The organism is Nocardia miyunensis NBRC 108239 (genome assembly GCF_001613065.1).
Classification (GTDB): Bacteria; Actinomycetota; Actinomycetes; order Mycobacteriales; family Mycobacteriaceae; genus Nocardia; species Nocardia miyunensis.
The window spans coordinates 48,854-65,717 of record NZ_BDBQ01000053.1 but is presented as its reverse complement, the minus strand read 5'-3'; the positions used below and the strand labels follow the sequence as shown (position 1 = coordinate 65,717).

13 protein-coding genes are annotated in these 16,864 nt (G+C 66.5%); 7 read left to right on the top strand and 6 right to left on the bottom strand.

Going from position 1 to position 16,864, the window contains the following annotated elements:
* Positions 1-7 precede the first annotated feature (7 nt).
* Positions 8-979: a zinc-binding dehydrogenase gene (locus tag NM2_RS23415; protein ID WP_067672772.1), complete on the top strand. Its 972-nt coding sequence runs from the start codon at positions 8-10 to the stop codon at positions 977-979.
* A gap of 61 nt (positions 980-1,040) precedes the next feature.
* On the opposite strand, the gene NM2_RS23410 is transcribed toward NM2_RS23415, so the two are convergent.
* The 4 genes from NM2_RS23410 to NM2_RS23395 form a co-directional block, all read right to left on the bottom strand.
* Positions 1,041-2,012, bottom strand: coding sequence for an SDR family NAD(P)-dependent oxidoreductase (locus NM2_RS23410; RefSeq protein ID WP_067672769.1), 972 nt, complete (start codon positions 2,010-2,012; stop codon positions 1,041-1,043).
* A 16-nt stretch (positions 2,013-2,028) separates the two neighbouring features.
* Complete coding sequence (locus tag NM2_RS23405; protein WP_067672766.1) at positions 2,029-3,021, bottom strand: alpha/beta hydrolase; 993 nt, start codon at positions 3,019-3,021, stop codon at positions 2,029-2,031.
* A gap of 16 nt (positions 3,022-3,037) precedes the next feature.
* Entirely contained in the window at positions 3,038-4,687 is a 1,650-nt protein-coding gene (locus NM2_RS23400; protein WP_067672763.1) for a flavin-containing monooxygenase, read from the bottom strand.
* A 183-nt stretch (positions 4,688-4,870) separates the two neighbouring features.
* A complete protein-coding gene (locus tag NM2_RS23395) occupies positions 4,871-5,518 on the bottom strand; it encodes a TetR/AcrR family transcriptional regulator (protein WP_067672760.1) in 648 nt (215 codons plus the stop codon).
* Positions 5,519-5,744: 226 nt separating this feature from the next.
* Between NM2_RS23395 and NM2_RS23390 the strand changes: the two genes are divergently transcribed.
* The 3 genes from NM2_RS23390 to NM2_RS23380 are packed head-to-tail and all read left to right on the top strand — an operon-like array spanning position 5,745 to position 10,810.
* Entirely contained in the window at positions 5,745-6,956 is a 1,212-nt protein-coding gene (locus tag NM2_RS23390; RefSeq protein WP_067672926.1) for an acetyl-CoA C-acetyltransferase, read from the top strand.
* Positions 6,957-6,983: 27 nt separating this feature from the next.
* Positions 6,984-9,224, top strand: a complete 2,241-nt coding sequence (locus NM2_RS23385; RefSeq protein ID WP_067672757.1) for a 3-hydroxyacyl-CoA dehydrogenase NAD-binding domain-containing protein — start codon at positions 6,984-6,986, stop codon at positions 9,222-9,224.
* Positions 9,221-10,810 (top strand): AMP-binding protein, encoded by a 1,590-nt coding sequence (locus NM2_RS23380; protein ID WP_084531464.1) that lies wholly within the window; start codon positions 9,221-9,223, stop codon positions 10,808-10,810. The genes NM2_RS23385 and NM2_RS23380 overlap by 4 nt, the downstream gene beginning before the upstream one ends.
* 134 nt (positions 10,811-10,944) lie before the next feature.
* Here NM2_RS23380 and NM2_RS23375 read toward each other — a convergent pair whose 3' ends face one another.
* Both NM2_RS23375 and NM2_RS23370 read right to left on the bottom strand, forming a co-directional pair.
* Positions 10,945-12,039, bottom strand: coding sequence for an NAD(P)-dependent alcohol dehydrogenase (locus NM2_RS23375; RefSeq protein ID WP_067672754.1), 1,095 nt, complete (start codon positions 12,037-12,039; stop codon positions 10,945-10,947).
* Positions 12,040-12,085: 46 nt separating this feature from the next.
* Entirely contained in the window at positions 12,086-13,336 is a 1,251-nt protein-coding gene (locus tag NM2_RS23370) for a cytochrome P450 (protein WP_067672751.1), read from the bottom strand.
* Between the two features lie 379 nt (positions 13,337-13,715).
* On the opposite strand from NM2_RS23370, the gene NM2_RS47720 reads away from it, so the two are divergent.
* The 3 genes from NM2_RS47720 to NM2_RS23350 all read left to right on the top strand — a co-directional run bounded on the left by NM2_RS47720 (position 13,716) and on the right by NM2_RS23350 (position 16,793).
* On the top strand, positions 13,716-14,963 hold the full coding sequence (locus NM2_RS47720; RefSeq protein WP_084531463.1) for a TetR/AcrR family transcriptional regulator: 1,248 nt from the start codon (positions 13,716-13,718) through the stop codon (positions 14,961-14,963).
* Positions 14,964-15,080: 117 nt separating this feature from the next.
* Positions 15,081-15,884, top strand: a complete 804-nt coding sequence (locus NM2_RS23355) for a thioesterase family protein (protein WP_067672745.1) — start codon at positions 15,081-15,083, stop codon at positions 15,882-15,884.
* 168 nt (positions 15,885-16,052) lie between these two features.
* Entirely contained in the window at positions 16,053-16,793 is a 741-nt protein-coding gene (locus tag NM2_RS23350; RefSeq protein WP_067672742.1) for an SDR family NAD(P)-dependent oxidoreductase, read from the top strand.
* Positions 16,794-16,864: the final 71 nt, after the last annotated feature.

The window sequence follows — 16,864 nt, the reverse complement described above, 5'->3', positions numbered from 1 at the left end:
GACAGCTATGTGGGCTCAAATGCTCAGTGCGCCAGGTAAATTCGAGGAGATCGAGGTTCCGGCTCCCGATGCCGCCGATCTCGCGGCGGGGCAGGTGTTGCTGGCGACCAAGGCGGGCGCCATCTGCGGCAGCGATCTGCCCAACTTCAAGGGATCGCCGTTCCCGCATCCGAAGAACCAGGGCCGGTGGGTCACCAGCGCACCGGGTTTTCCGATGCACGAGGTGGTCGGCGAGGTCATCGCCTCCAACCACGCCGACCATGCGAAGGGTGACCTCGTCGTCGGCTGGGCGTCGGGATTCGACGCCATCGCCGAGGTCATCGTCAGCGACGGCGCGGGGCTCGCCGGATACGACGCCGGGCTCCGGCCGTCCACCGCCGTGATGCTCCAGCCGCTGGCCTGCGTGCTGTACGCCGTGGAGCAGCTCGACGACGTCACCGGCAAGACGGTCGCCGTGGTCGGTCAGGGGCCCATCGGGCTGCTGTTCAGCCACGTACTCTCCAGGCGGGGCGCGGCGCACGTGATCGGCGTGGACCGGGTCGACCGCAGTGACGCGGGTGCGGCGTTCGGTGTCGACGAGGTCGTCACCGCGAGCGCGAATCTCTGGGCCCCGTCGCTCGCCGCTCGCGAACGTCCCCAGGTGGTCGTGGAGGCCGTCGGACATCAGGTCACCACCATGAAGAACTGCCTGGACGCGGTCGCGTTCGGCGGGGAGATCTACTACTTCGGCATCCCGGACGACCAGGTGTATCCGATCGAGATGATGACCCTGCTGCGCAAGAATCTCACGCTGCGCTCGGGGGCGACCATCGAGCGCAGACGAGTGCTCGACGACGCGAATCGCTATCTCGCACAACACCCGGAACTCGCCGACGGCTACGTCAGCCACGTATTCCCGGCGAGTGAGGTCGAAGACGCGTTCCGCGCCGCGGTCGCCCCTCGGGTCGGTCAGTTCAAGATCTCGATCGATATGGCTTGATCGGCCGGGACGTGAGTCGTTCCGACGCGTTGAAAGCTGTTGTGCGAGAGCGATATCGCGACTACTCCGAAATTCCGTCGCCAGCCGCGGTCCGCACCGGCAACGGGCTGTTGGCGATCTCTTTCTCATTGATCACGGTCCAGCGCATGGTGTCGGTCAGGAGGCGGAAGCCCTCGAGGTCGACTATCGAATCCCACTCGTCCCGGACGATTTCCGGGGTGAGATCGAGGCCGGGGTGGGTGTATCCGACGGTCTCGCCGATGAACAGGCGCGACATCCGCCGCAGTCCGTCGACGAATGCCTCACCGTTCACCGGGCACGACTCGTGGCACAGCAGGGCGACCAGCGGCGCGACCAGGTCGGGACCGCGGTCGGCGATCTCGTCGGGGACCGCGATACCCGCATCGTGCAATCCGGCGGCCATCATGCGCGTGAACGCCATGGGCGCAACCATATTCACCTTGATCCCCTTCTTCCGGCCCACCTGCGCCAGACTGCGGCCGAGTCCGAGTACCGCCGCCTTCGCGGTTCCGTAGGCGACGGTGTTGTCGGCGCCGAGCGCGCTGGTGGATGTCGTCAGCACCACCCGGCCGTATCCGGCTTCGGTCATATGCGGCCAGGCGGCCTGCGTGACGTTGAACGAGCCCTGGATGTGGACCGCGAACTGCCTGCTCAGCCATTGGGCGTCCATCTCGGGAAACGCGTCGTTGGTGAAGATGCCCGCGTTGTTGATCACGATGTCCAGACGGCCGAATGCGCCGATCGCGGTATCGATCAGTGCGCGGGCGCCGTCGGCGGTCGTCACGTCGGAGGTGTTCGCCACCGCCGTCCCGCCCCGGGCCGAAATGGCCTCGGCCGCACTGTGTGCCGGGGATTCCGCGGCCGAATCGCCGTCCATCGCCACCCCGAGATCGTTCACCACGACCTTCGCGCCGCGGTCGGCGAGCAGACCGGCGTACGCCTGTCCGATCCCGCGGCCCGCCCCGGTCACGACGGCGACCCGTCCCGTGTAATCCAGTGTGTTCTCGCTCATTGGATGGTGTCCTGTTTCAGACGGCGGCCGGTGCGGCCGCGCGGTAGTGGCGGGTGAGGGCGTCGATGAAATCGCGGGTGTGGGCCAGGGCCAGCCGGGCGCCCGGAACCATGTTGTAGCCGTGCGGCCCGCCGGGGTGGACATGCAATTCCGTCGGAATTCCCTTCTCCAGCAATCGTTTCGCGTAGGTGATGTTCTCGCCCGCGAACAGGTCGAGTGCGCCCACGCAGAGGAAGGCGGGCGGCAGGCCGCCGGTGTCCTCGACCCGTGCCGGGGCGGCGTAGGGCGAGACGTCGTCACCGCCGGGCCGATGTCCGAGATAAGAGGTCCAGCCGTAGACGTTGTCGGACGCGGTCCAGACGAATTCGCCTGTGTGCGTGTGTGGTTCGGCGGTGCTGGCCGTGCGATCGTCGAGCATCGGATAGAGCAGCACCTGGAACGACACGGGGACCTCGCCGGTGTCGCGGGCGCGGATCGCCAGCGCGGCGGCCAGTCCGCCGCCCGCGCTGGAACCGCCGACCGCGATGCGTGTGCGGTCGACACCGAGCGCATTCGCGTTGTCGGACAACCACTTCAGCACGGCATAGCTGTCGTCGAGGGGGCCCGGGGCGGGAGTTTCCGGCGCCAGTCGGTAGTCGACGGAGACGACGATCGCACCGGTTTCGGCGGCGATTCGGCGGCAGGTCAGATCGTCGTCGTCGGCCGCACCCATAACATAGCCACCGCCGTGATGCCACAGCAGTGCGGGTGCGGATTCCTCCTGGTCCTGCGGTTCGTAATACAGGATGCGCACGTCCGGTCCGCCGTCGAGGCCGCGCACATGGCGCTCGGTGCGGGTGATCGCGGGAAAGAGTTGTGCGCCGTCGGGCGCGGCGGCCATCGAGGCGCTCAGGCGCGCGCGCACGGCGGCGATGGTCTCGGCACTCAACTCGAACAGCGGGAAGGCTTCCATAGCGGACGCGATCTCGGGATCGAGCAGATGACGGCTGGACGGGGCTGCGGAAGTCATCGTTGAAATCCTGTCTCTAGTTTCGCACCGGGACTTCGGCGGCATCCGGCTGGACATCGGCCGCGGCGGACATCGTGAAGCCTCGATAATCGGCCGAGGCGACGCCGTCGCAGATTTTGCGGTAGCGGCCCGCACCTCCGACGAATGGCATGAACACCCGTGGTTTGCCGGGAATATTTGCGCCTAAATACCACGAATTTCCGCGCGGGAAAAGGGTGTGCGATGCCGCTTCGTTGACGGTCTCGACCCAGGAATCCTCCGCGTCCAGGAGTGCTTCGACTCGCGTATAGCCGTGTTCGCGCAAGTAGACGAGCAGGTCGGCGACCCAGTCGACGTGCTGCTCGATAGAGATGATCATGTTGACCAGTACCGAGGGGCTGCCCGGCGCGGTCAGCATGAAAAGGTTCGGGAAACCCGCCGTCGCGATACCCAGGTAGGTTCGCGGTCCGGCGGCCCATTTGTCGCGCAGCAGCACCCCCTCGGTGCCGCGAATATCGATCGCGTTGAGCGGACCGGTCATGGCGTCGTAGCCGGTGGCGAAGACGATGACGTCGAATTCGTATTCGGTGTCGCCGACCCGCAGGCCGCGCGGAGTGATCTCTTCGATGGGCGTTTCGCGGACGCTCACCAGATCCACATTGTCACGGTTGTAGGTGGCGAAGTAATCGGTGTCGAGACAGATTCGTTTCGCGCCGATCGGATAATCGTACGGGAGCAGCTTTTGTGCGGTATCCGGATCATCGATGATATCGCGGATACGTTCGCGTACATATTCGGCGGAGAGATTATTGGCCTCGATATCGACGGAGGTGTCGTTGAAGAGACTGAGGAAGGATGTGCCACCGCGAATCCACCGCTCGGTCAGCAACTCCTCGCGCCGCTCATCGGACACCGAGAACGCGCTGCCGACGGGCGGGATGCCGGGAACGCCCGACGGTGCGACCCGTGCCTCGGCCCGATGCTCCGGATAGCTGGCCTTGAATTCGGCGACTTCCGCCGCGGTGAGCGGACGGTTGCGCGCCGGCAGCGAGAACGCGGGCGTCCGCTGGAACACCGTGAGATGTCCGGCCTGCTCCGCGATCTTCGGTATCGCCTGGATCCCCGACGATCCGGTGCCGATGACGGCGACCTTCTTACCGCTGAAATCGACACCCTCGTGCGGCCATTGCCCGGTGTGGAAGATTTGGCCCCGGAAGCTGTCGAGTCCGGGGAACGGAGGAATGCGCGAGGAAGACAGGCAGCCCACCGCCGTGATCAGGAAAGGCGCCGCGACCAGTTCGCCACTGTCGGCGCGGACCGTCCATTCCCGCGATTTCTCGTCGAAATCCGCGGATACGATCGATGTTTCGAAGGTGATGTCCTCGAGCAGGTCGAAACGATCGGCCACATGTTCGGCATACGCCAGAATCTCGGGCTGGGCCGGAAACCGTTCGGTCCATTCCCATTCCTGCTCCAATTCCTCGGAGAACGAATAGGAATAGAACATCGACTCGACATCGCAGCGGGCGCCCGGATAGCGATTCCAGTACCAGGTGCCGCCGACACCGGAACCGCGCTCGAATACCCGGACGCGCATTCCGAGGTCGTCGCGCAGGCGGTGTAATGCGTACATGCCCGCGAATCCCGCGCCGATGACGACGGCATCACACCGCTGGACCTCTGCCATGAAGTGCTCCTTCTACACTGCTCACCCCGACCACTTCATGCTGCAAGGACTTGTTTCCCGGGTCATCGGACAATCAGCGCGAATCGCGAGCCGATTGGCTACCGTTTCCGTGCACGCGCGCAACGGCCGTCCCCGCGCCGTCACGGCCGACGAGTGGTTCGCCCCCGCGGTACCGACTGATATCTAATCGTCCGAATCGGCGCGGGACGGTGTGGTCGGCTGTTTCGTCTCCGCTTCGTGGAGCTCCGCGGCGATGAGGTCGATGAATTTGTCGCCGATCCGCCGGGCGTCCTCGTAGGAGGCGGCCGAGAGCCGGACGCGGCTGAACACCGCGCTGTTGATTCCCCACAGCATCAGGCCGAGATCTCTGGCGCGCTCCTCGCCGAGAATGCCGAGTTCGCTGACCAACCAATCGAATCCGGCCTGCTGATGGTCGGCGAGCATCTGATGGATGAGCGGGTTGGTGCTCGCGTGCAACGAGTGCTGCATGGCGAGAAAGTTCGGATACTTCTTGTTCGCGGCGACCAGCAGATGCAGTTTCGAACGCAGGCGTGTCGCCGCGTCCTTACCCGGATGCGGTGACGGTTCGTGCATCGGCCGCACCCACTCGAGCAGGGCCGTCGCGTAGACATGCTCCTTGGACTCGAAGTAGCGGTACAGCGTTCCGAGGGCAACCTGGGCGCGCTGAGCGACGTCGCGGATGTGGATCTGGTCGTAGCTTCGCTCGACGAGCAGGTCGATCGCGGCCGCCACGATCTGTCCGCGGCGGGCGAGCTGCCAGTCGGGTAGGTCCGCCTCCGGTGGCGTCTTCGAGGCACTGCGGCTTGGCATCGGGTTTCCGTTTCGATCGACGCGAGTGGGCGGTTCGCTTGCGGTCACGATAGTGACCGGATGGGCTGCGTGAACTGTGGACTCCGGAAGATTCTGAAGTTAGAGTCTAATTCTATCCGATGTGTTCGGTCGTGGTGATGAGTTCCGCCGGCCGAGCAACCGCGCGACGAGCGGCTCGCGGATCCCCTTCCCCTGCCCCGGTTCCCATCGACACATGGAGAGATTCATGGACGAAGTCTTCATCTACGACCACGCCAGGTCACCCCGCGGACGGGGAAAATCGTCCGGATCCCTGCACGAGATCACCTCTGTCGCACTGATCACCCAGGTGCTCGCCAGACTGCGGGAACGCAACAACCTGGCCGCCGACGCCATCGATGACGTCGCGCTCGGTGTGGTCAGCCCGGGGGCGGAGGCGGGTGCGACCACGGTGCGGATCGCCCCCATCGCGGCGGGTTTCTCGGATACCGTCGGCGGCCTGCACCTCAATCGGGCCTGCGCGTCGGGTATGGAAGCGGTTACCGTGTCGGCGGCCAAGATTCGGGCGGGGTGGGCCGACAGCGCGATCGGCGGAGGGTACGAGAGCATGTCCCGGGTGCCGCCCGGCACCGGCGGCGGTGGCGCGTGGGGCGTCGATCCCGCGCTCACCGCGGAACATCCGTTCATGATGCAGGGCGTGGCCGCCGACCTGTTGGCGAGCCTGCGCGGCGTCGGCCGTCCCGACCTGGACGCCTACAGCCTCGCCAGCCAGGAACGCGCCGCCAAGGCTCAGGCGGGCGGATTCTTCGACAACGCGCTGGTACCCATCACCGACGTGATCGGCACGGTCGTGCTCGATCGTGACGAGCACCTGCGTCCGGATACCACCCTGGAGAAGCTGGCCGCACTGCCCGCGGCCTTCGGATTCGAAGGCGGCGCACTGGGTTTCGACGAGATCGCCATCCAGAAGTACCCGCAGCTCACCGAGATTCAGCACGTCCACACCGCCGGGTCGAGCTCGGGTGTGGTGGACGGCGCGGCGGGCGTGTTGATCGGCAATCGCGAATTCGGTGAGCGCAGCGGCCTGCGTCCGCGCGCGGTGATCAAATCGTCGGTCACCTACGCGACGGATCCGGTCCTGTTCCTCGACGCGCCGCCGGAGACCTGCCGACGGGCGTTGCGGCGCGCGGGCATGGGCGTGGCGGATATCGACCTGTGGGAGTTGAACGAGGCATTCGCCGTCGTCCCAGTCGTTTTCATGGATGAAATGGGCGTCGAGCACGAGCGCCTCAACGTCAACGGCGGGGCCATCGCGCTGGGCCACCCGCTCGGCGCCTCGGGGGCGATGATCCTGGGCACCCTGCTCGACGAACTCGAACGCCGGGACCAGTCCACCGGGGTGGCCGCGCTGTGCGCGGCGGGCGGCATGGGCATCGCGACAGTCATCGAACGAGTCTGACCAGGACGGCACACAGTAATGACAACAATGACCAACAGCATCGGATACGACGTCGACGCGGACGGTATCTGCACCTTGACGATGGATGTCCCCGGTGCGCCCGTCAACGCCGTCGGCAGTCGGTTCATGGCGGACCTCGCCGCCGCGATCGACCGCGCGGTGGCCGACGCCGCCGCGAAGGGAATCCTCCTGGTCTCCGGTAAGGACACCTTCCTGGCCGGGGCCGATCTGAAGGAGATGGACAGCGCCAAGGGCAGCGAACCGTCGGCGGAGCTGTCCCCGGCGCAGCGGCTCGACCGGCAGCAGGTGATGTCGAATGCGTTGCGCAAGTTGGAGACCTGCGGCAAGCCAGTCGCGGTCGTGATCAACGGCGCGGCCGCGGGCGCGGGCCTGGAGCTGGCGCTGGCCTGCCACTACCGGGTCGCGACCGATGCGCGTGGCGTGGTGCTCGGGCTGCCCGAGTCCCAGGTGGGGCTGATCCCCGGCAGCGGCGGCACCCAGCGGCTGCCGAGGCTCATCGGTGTCGAGAAGGCCTTGCCGCTGATGTTGCAGGGCAAGCTCGTCCCGGCGGGGCAGGCGAAGGAACTCGGCATCGTGGACGCGGTGCTGCCGCCGGATCAGGCGCGCGAGCGGGCTCGGCGGTGGCTGCTCGAGGACGGCGATCCGGTGCAGCCGTGGGACAAGAAGGGCTACCGGGTTCCCGGCGGGCTACCCGCCTCCGCACCGGACGTCGGCCGGATCTTCCTGTTCGGCAACGCCATGACCAGGGCCAAGACCTTCGGCAACGCGCCGGCGCAGACCGCCATCCTGGCGGCGGTGTGGGAAGGTATCCGGCTGCCCTTCGACACCGCGGTTCGCTTGGAGGGCAAGTACTTTCAGCGCGTCTTCGAGGATCCCACGTCCAAGGCGATCATCCGGACGATGTTCGTGAGCAAGAAATCCGCCGACAAGCTCAGCGCCCGGCCCGCCGGAATTCCCAAGGCGGACATAAAGACGCTCGGCATCGCGGGCGCCGGAACCATGGGCGCGGGGATCGCGCTGGCCGCGGCCAAGGCGGGCCTGCGGGTCGTGTTGCTGGACACGACCGAGGAGAAGGCGTCGGCGGGCAAGGGGTATGCCCAGAAGCGGCTCGACCGCGACGTCGAGAAGAAACGCTCGAGCACCGATAAGCGCGACGCCGTGCTGTCCCGGATCGAGGCGACCGCCGATTTCGCCGCCTTCGCCGACGCGGACTTCGTCGTCGAGGCGGTGTTCGAATCCGAGAACGTCAAGCGCGAGGTGTACGCCGAGATCGAGAAGTATCTGCCCGAGGGCGTGGTGCTCGCCTCGAACACCTCGGCGCTGCCGATCACCGGTCTCGCGGACCTGACGAGCAGGGCCGAGAACTTCATCGGCACGCACTTCTTCTCCCCGGCCGAGCGGATGCCGCTGCTGGAGATCATCCGCGGCCGCGCGACCTCCGACGAGGCGCTGGCGCACGCACTGGATCTCGCGCGGATCCTGCGCAAGACTCCGATCGTGGTCAACGACAGCTGGGGATTCTTCACCAGCCGCTTCATCGGATCGTTCCTCACCGAGAGCATGGCCATGGTGCAGCAGGGTGTGCTGCCGGGTTTGGTGGAGAACGCCGCGCGCATGCTCGGGATGCCGCAGGGCGCGCTGACCGTCGCCGACGCGATCGGGCTCGACGTGGGGCGCGCCAAGCTGATCGACAAGGTGCGCGCCGATCCGAATGCGGGGGTCGCCGACTACGAACTGGGTGCCTACCTGGTCGGCAAGTACGACCGCCTCGGCCGCAAGAACGGTAAGGGCTTCTACGACTACCGGGCCGATGGCTCGCGGCAGCTGTGGGCCGGTCTGTCCGAGGCGATCCCGCCGCTCGCCGATCAGCCCTCGATCGACGAGGTCAAGTCCCGCATTCTGTACGCGCAGCTCGCGGAGGGCGCGCGCGCATTCGCCGAGGGTGTGCTGTTGGGGGCCGCCGACGGTGATCTCGGCGCCACTCTCGGCGTCGGATTCCCCGCGCATCTCGGCGGGCCGTTCGTTGCCATGGACCAGATCGGAATCGCCGAAGTGGTCGCCGAACTGGATCGTCTGCGCGAGGAACACGGCGTCAAGTTCGCCGCACCGGATCTGTTGCGCGACATGGCGAAAAACGGTGAGACCTTCTACGGCCCGAACGCCGTCGTCTCGCCCGGTGCGCCGAAATCCGCTGGCGAGGAACCGGATTCCGGCGACGTGGCGGTGCGGGGGGAGCGGTCGGCATGACGGAACGTGAACCGATCTACGACGATCCGAGCCACCACGACAGGGGAGCGTACGCCTGGGGCAGGCATCATCCCGACCGGACAGCGCTGATCAGCGACGTCACCGGCGAGACGGTTACCTTCGGGCAGCTTCGCCGGCGTGCCAACAGCATTGCCAACCGGATGCGCTCGCTCGGGATCACCGCGGGCGACGTCGTCGCGAGTTGGCAGAACAACAGCGTCGAGCAGTGGGAGTTCTTCACGGGCGCTTTGCAACTCGGTGTGCTCGTGGTTCCGATCAGCACTCATCTGACCGGTGCGGAGGCGGAGTATATCCTGCGGGATTCCGGCGCGAAGCTGTTGGTCGCCTCCGGGGACCTGTCCGGAAATATCGAATCGACCGGTGCGATACCGGCGGATATGCGTTTCGTCGAGGGCGCGGCCGTCGACGGCTGGCGCTCGTTCTCGGAACTGCGTGATTCCGGGGACGTCGAGGATCCAGAGGATCGGTTGTCCGGCTCGTTCATGTACTACACGTCGGGAACGACCGGGCGGCCCAAGGGAGTTCGGCGCTCCCTGCCGCGCATAAGCCCGGAGGTGGCGGCCGCGGGTGCGGGGTTCTTCCTCGCCAAGTTCGGGGTCCGGGATCCGGGCGTCGCGATGCTGTTCTCGCCGGGGTACCACGCCGCGCCGGGCGCTTATACCTGGAACGCGCTCAATCAGGGGTTCACGCTCGTCATCCTCGAGCGGTTCGACGCCGAGCACGTGCTGCGCTCGATCCCGAAATACGGTGTGACGCTGATCAACGCGGTGCCGACGCATATTCACCGCATGCTGGCGGTGCCGCAGGAGATTCGCGCCGGGCTCGACCTGTCGAGTCTGAGCCACGTTCTGGTCGCGGGTTCGAAGTTCGCGCCGCAGCTCAAGGCGCACGCCATCGAGTACTTCGGTCCCGTGGTGTGGGAATCCTTCGCTGCCACAGAGGGATTCGTGTGCTGTGCGAGTCCGCAGGAGGCGCTCGAACGTCCGGGGACGGTCGGGCGGCCGGATCCGGAATCGATTCGCATCGTCGACGAGGACGGTGCCATCGCCCCGGTCGGCGTGAGCGGGACCATCCATTTCAAATCCCTGGGCGGCGCTTTCGACTACCACAACGACTCGGAGAAGACCGCGAAAAGTGTTGGCGCGGACGGCTTCATCACCTGTGGCGACCTCGGATACCTCGATGACGGCGGTTACCTGTACATCCAGGACCGGCGCGTCGACCTGATCATCACCGGTGGCGTCAACGTGTATCCGGCCGAGGTCGAACAGGCGCTCGCGGAACATCCGGCGGTCGATGACGTCGCGGTGGTCGGGGTGCCCGACGCGGAGTGGGGTCAGAACGTGGTGGCGGCGATTCAGTTGAATTCCGGTTATACCGCCGCTGATTCGCTGGCCGAGGAGCTGCGCGACTTCTGCAAGGAAAGGCTCGCCGGTCCCAAGGTGCCGCGCAGGATAGTTTTCGAATCGGTTCTGCCGCGCATGGCGACCGGGAAGATGCGCCGCAACGAGGTACGCGACGAACTCGTCAAACGCTCGGCCGTGTCAGCGGATTCGGCGTCCTGAGACGTTCAGCGCGAACAACGGCGATGTCCCCGGTCCTGCGTGCAGAACCGGGGACATCGCCGTTGAGGGGCGTGAAACAGGTTGTGCGGAAGGATGGTTCGCCGCACTCCCGCGCGGCGACCGGCATTGTTCGGTCAGGGCATGACGATGACCGGTTTCACCGCCTTGCCCGCGGTCGCGTCCGCCTCGGCCTGTGCGATGTCGGCCAGGTCGTAGGTGGTGATCATGCGGTCGAAGGGGAAGACGCCCTGCTGCCACAGATCGATCAGGCGAGGGATGAAGTTCTGTGGAACCGCGCCGCCCTCGTAGCTGAAAGTCAGTGTCTTGCTGGTCAATTCGGATGGGTGCAGGGTCAGCATCTCCATACTCGAGCCGACCAGGACGCAGGTGCCGGGGCGGCGCAGTACCCGCACCGCGTCGGCCATGACCGCGGCGACTCCGGTGGTGTCGAAACTGAAGTCGAGTCCGCCCGAGTCCGCGCGAACCGCCGTCACGACGTCGCCCGCCGCGCCGTCCACCGCGCGCGTCGCACCGAGTTCGAGGGCGAGCGCGCGGCGGTCCGGGTTGAGATCGACCGCGACGATCTCGCCCGCGCCGGAGAGCTTGGCCGCCATGATCGCAGAGAGCCCCACCGCGCCCGCCCCGAAGACGGCGAGGGACTGGCCCGGACTCACCCGCAATACATTGAGTACCGAACCGGCGCCGGTCTGCACGCCGCAGCCGAGTGGCCCGAGTTTCTCGAGCGGGACGTCGCGGCGGACCTTCACCAGATTGCGTTCGGTCGCCAGCGCGTACTGGCCGAACGAGGACTGTCCGAACCAGCGGTTCGTCAGCGGCTCGCCCGCCGCGTCACGTGCGGTGCGCCCGCCGTCCGGCGTGAGCCCGACGAGATTGCGCGCTTCGAATGTCTCGCAATCGGTCGGACGTCCGGCGCGGCACGACGTGCAGGTCCCGCACGAATCGAAGCTGAGCACCACATGATCGCCCGGTTCGACCGAGGTGACGCCGGATCCGACCTTTTCCACGACGCCCGCCCCTTCGTGGCCGAGAACCGCGGGCAGGAAATGCTCGCCGAGCAATCCGCTGCGTCCGATGAGGTCGGTATGGCAGAAGCCCGTGGCCACGACACGGACCAGCGCCTCGAGCGGACCGGGGTCGTCGAGGTGGATCGTTTCGACCGAGAACGGCGCCGCGGGATCGCGGATGACGGCGGAGAGCGACGTGGTCACTGGTGTTCCTCTGGGGTGTGCGATGTAACCGTGGACGAGACGCGGATCAACTGATTCGCGCGGGCAGGGATTCGATGCCGTTGATGAAGTTGCTGATCAACTGGACGGGTTCGCCGAACTCGATCTTCGGCACCCGCCGGATCAGCTCGCCGATGATCGAGCGCAGTTGAACCTTGGCGACGTTGTGGCCCAGGCAGTAATGCACACCGCCGCCGCCGAATCCGACGTGCCGGGTGCGCGGCCGGGTCACGTCGAACGCGCCGGGATCGGTGAAGACGCTCTCGTCGCGATTGCCCGAGCAGTAGAACATGACGACCTTGTCGCCCGCCGCGATCCGCTGCCCACCGAGTTCGACATCGACTGCGGCCGTGCGGGAGAACTGTAGGACCGGGGTCGCGTGCCGGACGAACTCGTCGACCGCAGGCATCATCGCCACGTCCATATTCGCGATCAGCCAGTCGCGCTGATCGGGATGTTCTTGCAGCGACAGCATGGTCCGGGTGGTGGTCTGCTTGGTGGTGTCGTTCCCCGCGACGCTCATGAGCAGCATGAAAGCGCCGATATGGTCGTCGCTGAGCCCTTGCCCGTCGATGCGCGCCTCGACCAGATTCGTCATCAGATCATCGCCGGGGTTCTTGCGACGGAAGATCGCCAGTTCCTTGGCGATGGTGAACAGGAATCCCGCCTCCTCCATGAGTTTGAGGAGTTTCGCCTCACCTTCCAGCCCGGCGACGTCGAGTCCGCCGACGAGGTTCTCCGCCGCTCGTGCCACGCGCTTGCGATCGGCCTGCGGCACACCCACCATGTCGGAGACGGTTTCCATCGGCAGCCGCGCGGAGCAGTGCTCCACGAAGTCGATGTCACCCGCACCGACGAGGTCGTCGACGATGGCCTCGGCGTTCGCGACGATGCTCGCCTCGATCCGCTTGATCTGCTTCGGGGTGAACGCCGCGTTCACCAGGCCGCGGTAGTGGGTGTGCTCGGGCGGGTCCATGCCGAGGAAGAAGCTGGCGGCCGCGCCGCCGGGGTCGGCCGGATCGAGCGTGGTGCCGTACTTCGATTGGAAGACTTCACTATTGGTGCTCACGGTGGTGATGTCGGCCGCTCGCGTCACGGCCCAGAAACCCTGCTGGTTGTGCGGGGTGTGGTAATCGGTCGGCGGGTGCCAGCTGACCGGCGCTTCGGCGCGGAGCCGGGCGAAGGACTTCTCGCGTTCCTCGAACGGCTGCGCCCAGAACGCCGACGACGAGATGTCGATATCGGTCGTGAACGGATGGCTGGTGTTGAACAGCTCCATGAGCGTCTCCCTGTCGGGCTGTGGTGGATCGTGGACAGCGCTGGTCACGCGGCCATGACGTCTGCGCTAAGCGGGTCAACGGCGAAAGTGGTTGTGTCGATTGCGTTTTCGCCGTGACTGAAGATTTCGCGAGAGGGCAATGGAGAGTTCTCCTTGATTACACGACCGCGCGTCGGGGCGGAAGTGTCGCCCGGGCTGCTGGTCCGCATCGCAGTGATGCCGCTCACAAACACTAACAAGACTTGGGTTCTCATTTCAATACGTTGCTAATAGTTAGCCGAACATTCGGGGCTACCATGTGTGAAGATCGAATTCCCGGTAGTCACCCGTGGCGATTGTCGAGTGTGGGTCCAGAGTTGTGAGATGGAGGGCGCGATCGATGGCGGCGGTGGGTGCGGAGCGGCCGGGACCGACCCGGGTTCCCGTTTCCGGCGCCGAGTTCGCGCATCGGCGCGGACGTCATCGGCAGATCGTCGATGCCGCGTTCGAGTGCTTGGCCGAGGGCGAGTTCGACCGGATCAAGATCGACGACGTGGCCCGCGTGGCGGGTCTGGCCAAGGCGACGCTGTATCGCTATTTCCCGTCCAAGGAATCGCTGTACGCGGTCGTCCTCCACGAATGGACGGACGCGCAGCACCTGCGGACGGTCTCCGCCGCCGGTCCCGAACGGGCCAGGATCCGTGCGCACGCGATGATCGCGGCCTTCGCCGACAGCCCGCAGTTCTTCAGGCTCGCCGTGGCCCTGTTCTCGAGTGCCGATCCCGTGGTCAAGGCCGAACTGTCGGGTGTCGGTGCACACGCCTACCAGTACTTCCACGACGATCTCGCCGACCTGACCCTGATAACGCCACACGAAGCCGCGATCATCATCCAGGCGATCGTGCACTCCGCGGTCAGCGCGTCGGTCTACCACGGCACCGACTTCGCCGACGCCTATCACCTCGTCGATCAGGTGGTACGGCTCTTCGTCGGTGCTCCGGTCTCGCCGACTCCGGGCGACCACGTCGTCAATACCGGTGAGCGCGTGTCGATCAGCGCCGAATTGCCGACGTTCAAACAGCGTCGCCGTCGGCGAATCGTGGCAAGCGCGCGGGAGGCGTTGCGGGAGAACTCCTACGAGAAGATCCACATGTCCAGCGTCGCGCGCGGCGCCGATGTCGCGCTGGGCACCCTGTACCGGTACTTCCCGTCGAAGGAAGCGCTGTACGCCGAAGTCATCCGGGACTGGTTCGCCGACAGCGGTTTCACCTCCTCGATGGATCATCTGCCACTCGAGTCGCGCGTCACCGCGCGCGTCCGGGCGGCCTTCGACGCCTTCGAGGCCGATCCGGAGTTCTTCCGGGTGAACGTGCTGCTGTACTCGATCGGTGACGAACGCGTCCAAGCCGTGCTGGCGGACGTGATCGCCTCCGCGCGAACGATTCTCGCCCGCGACCTGTCCGCGGCGGGTGTGCCGAGCCCGGGTGATGCCGCGACGATGCTGTGGGCGCTGCTCGGCGCGGTGACCACGGGCGCGGTCTCCTACGGCCGAACCTTCGGTGAGGCGAGAAGGACCGCCGAGGTATTCACCGGATTGATCGTGTCGGGTGCCGATGCGCGGGAGGAAAAACTAGAACCGGATTCTTGACAGCGCTCGGTGCGGTGCCTAGTTTCGGTTGGGACGATGACGCGATCCGCGCCGCCTGCTCGAGTATCTCGCGAGATGTCTTGGCGCAGAACAATCTACATCCCAGGAGGGTCGGCGATGGGTGATGCGTACTACGAGCCGCTGGGCGAGGACGAGCGCGGTGAGCGCCTGTCCTCGACCGATCTCACCCGCGGTACCTGGGGGGATATGCAGCACGGCGGGCCGCCGAGCGCTCTGCTCGCGCGTGCGCTCGAGACATGCGAGCCGCGCGCGGGGGCACGGTTGAGCCGGATCGTCGTCGATCTGCTCGGCCCCGTCCCGGTGACTCCGGTGTGGGTTTCGGCGCGGGTCGAACGTCCCGGCGGCAAGATCGAACTGCTGTCCGCCGTGATGAGCGCCGCGAGCAGCAGCGGGGAGCCGTATCCCGTGGCGCGGGCATCGGCATGGCGCATGCGGCAGTCCGACACCACCGAGATCCAGCGCTCGTTCGCCGAGCCGTTGCGTCCCGTGGCCGAGGGAAAGACGTTGCCGGGCACCAAGAGCTACACCACCGGCTATGTGAGCACCATCGACTGGCGGTGGCTGACCGAGCCGGTCGCGCCGCAGGGCGCGGGCGAATCGTGGCTTCGGTCGACAGCTGATCTCGTGCAGGGGGAGAAGATGTCGCCGACGCAGCATCTGATCGCGGTGGCCGACAATGCCAACGGCGTCGGCTCGAAGGCGAATATCCGCAAATGGACCTTCCTGAACACCGATCTCACCATCCATCTCCATCGAGTACCGGACGGGGAGTGGGTCGGGATTCGCGCCGAGGCCGCCTACGGGCCGGACGGTGTGGGCGCGACGATCGGCATGCTGTTCGACACGCAGGGGCCCGTGGCGAGCATCGCCCAGTCGGTGCTGTTGCAGCGGCGTTCGTGATCGAGGCGTGAACCTCGGCATTCTCCGGCTGCTCGATGCCGGTGGTTGTCCGACGCCGGCCGACGCGGCAGTCGGCTGTGTGATGTGCCGCCGGCGCGGTCGTTTCGAGGAGGAATTGTTTTGGGTAAATCGGTTGCAGGCGAACATGATACGGCTGAGGGGCCGTCGGTGGGCGAGGCGCAGGCCCGGCGGGTGGCCCTGGTCTCCGGTGCGGCGGGCGGGCAGGGCTGGGCGATCGTGCGGCGGCTGCGGGCCGACGGAATCGCGGTGGCGGCCTGCGATATCCGAGCCGACGAACTCGCGGCGTCCGTCGCGGAATCCGGCGATCCGGATATCGTGCCGCTCGCGCTGGATGTGACCTCGCAGGAGCAGTGGGCGGCGGCGATCGATGCCGCGGTCGGTCGTTTCGGCGGTCTCGGCGTACTGGTGAACAACGCCGGAGTCCTGCACCGCCGCCCGTTGGAGTCCGAGACCGCCGAGGAGTTCGAACGACTGTGGCGGATCAACTGTCTCGGCGCTTTCCACGGCATGCGCGCGGCGTTGCCGCACCTGCGTGTCGCCACCGACCCGGTCATCGTCAACACCTGTAGTACCGGCGCGATCCGGCCCTTTCCGAATCACGCCGCGTACGGCTCCTCCAAATGGGCGTTGCGCGGGCTGACCCAGGTCGCCGCCGCGGAACTCGCACCGCACCGGATCCGGGTCAACGCGGTATTCCCCGGTCCGGTGGCGACGCCGATGCTCACCGAGGAGATTCAGCAGCGGCTCGCGTCGTCCTCCCCCTGGGGGCGGTTGGCCGATCCCGCCGAAATCGCCGACGCCGTCGCATTTCTGATCTCCGAGCGGGCGTCGTTCGTGACCGGCGTCGAGTTCACCGTCGACGGCGGTCAGTCTCTGCAGATCGGCTGACGCGGAATCACACATCCGGCTGAATGATCGACAGCGAAGCTTCACCGCAGCAGGCGGCCGCCCCCGAGGTG

Excerpts from the sequence above, each read along its gene's own strand:
- NM2_RS23390 (WP_067672926.1), top strand. The coding sequence starts at position 5,745 with ATGGACGAAGTCTTCATCTACGACCACGCCAGGTCACCCCGCGGACGG.
- NM2_RS23405 (WP_067672766.1), bottom strand. The coding sequence starts at position 3,021 with ATGACTTCCGCAGCCCCGTCCAGCCGTCATCTGCTCGATCCCGAGATC.
- NM2_RS23385 (WP_067672757.1), top strand. The coding sequence starts at position 6,984 with ATGACCAACAGCATCGGATACGACGTCGACGCGGACGGTATCTGCACC.
- NM2_RS23400 (WP_067672763.1), bottom strand. The coding sequence starts at position 4,687 with ATGGCAGAGGTCCAGCGGTGTGATGCCGTCGTCATCGGCGCGGGATTC.
- NM2_RS23370 (WP_067672751.1), bottom strand. The coding sequence starts at position 13,336 with ATGGAGCTGTTCAACACCAGCCATCCGTTCACGACCGATATCGACATC.
- NM2_RS23415 (WP_067672772.1), top strand. The coding sequence starts at position 8 with ATGTGGGCTCAAATGCTCAGTGCGCCAGGTAAATTCGAGGAGATCGAG.
- NM2_RS23395 (WP_067672760.1), bottom strand. The coding sequence starts at position 5,518 with ATGCCAAGCCGCAGTGCCTCGAAGACGCCACCGGAGGCGGACCTACCC.
- NM2_RS23380 (WP_084531464.1), top strand. The coding sequence starts at position 9,221 with ATGACGGAACGTGAACCGATCTACGACGATCCGAGCCACCACGACAGG.
- NM2_RS23410 (WP_067672769.1), bottom strand. The coding sequence starts at position 2,012 with ATGAGCGAGAACACACTGGATTACACGGGACGGGTCGCCGTCGTGACC.
- NM2_RS47720 (WP_084531463.1), top strand. The coding sequence starts at position 13,716 with ATGGCGGCGGTGGGTGCGGAGCGGCCGGGACCGACCCGGGTTCCCGTT.
- NM2_RS23355 (WP_067672745.1), top strand. The coding sequence starts at position 15,081 with ATGGGTGATGCGTACTACGAGCCGCTGGGCGAGGACGAGCGCGGTGAG.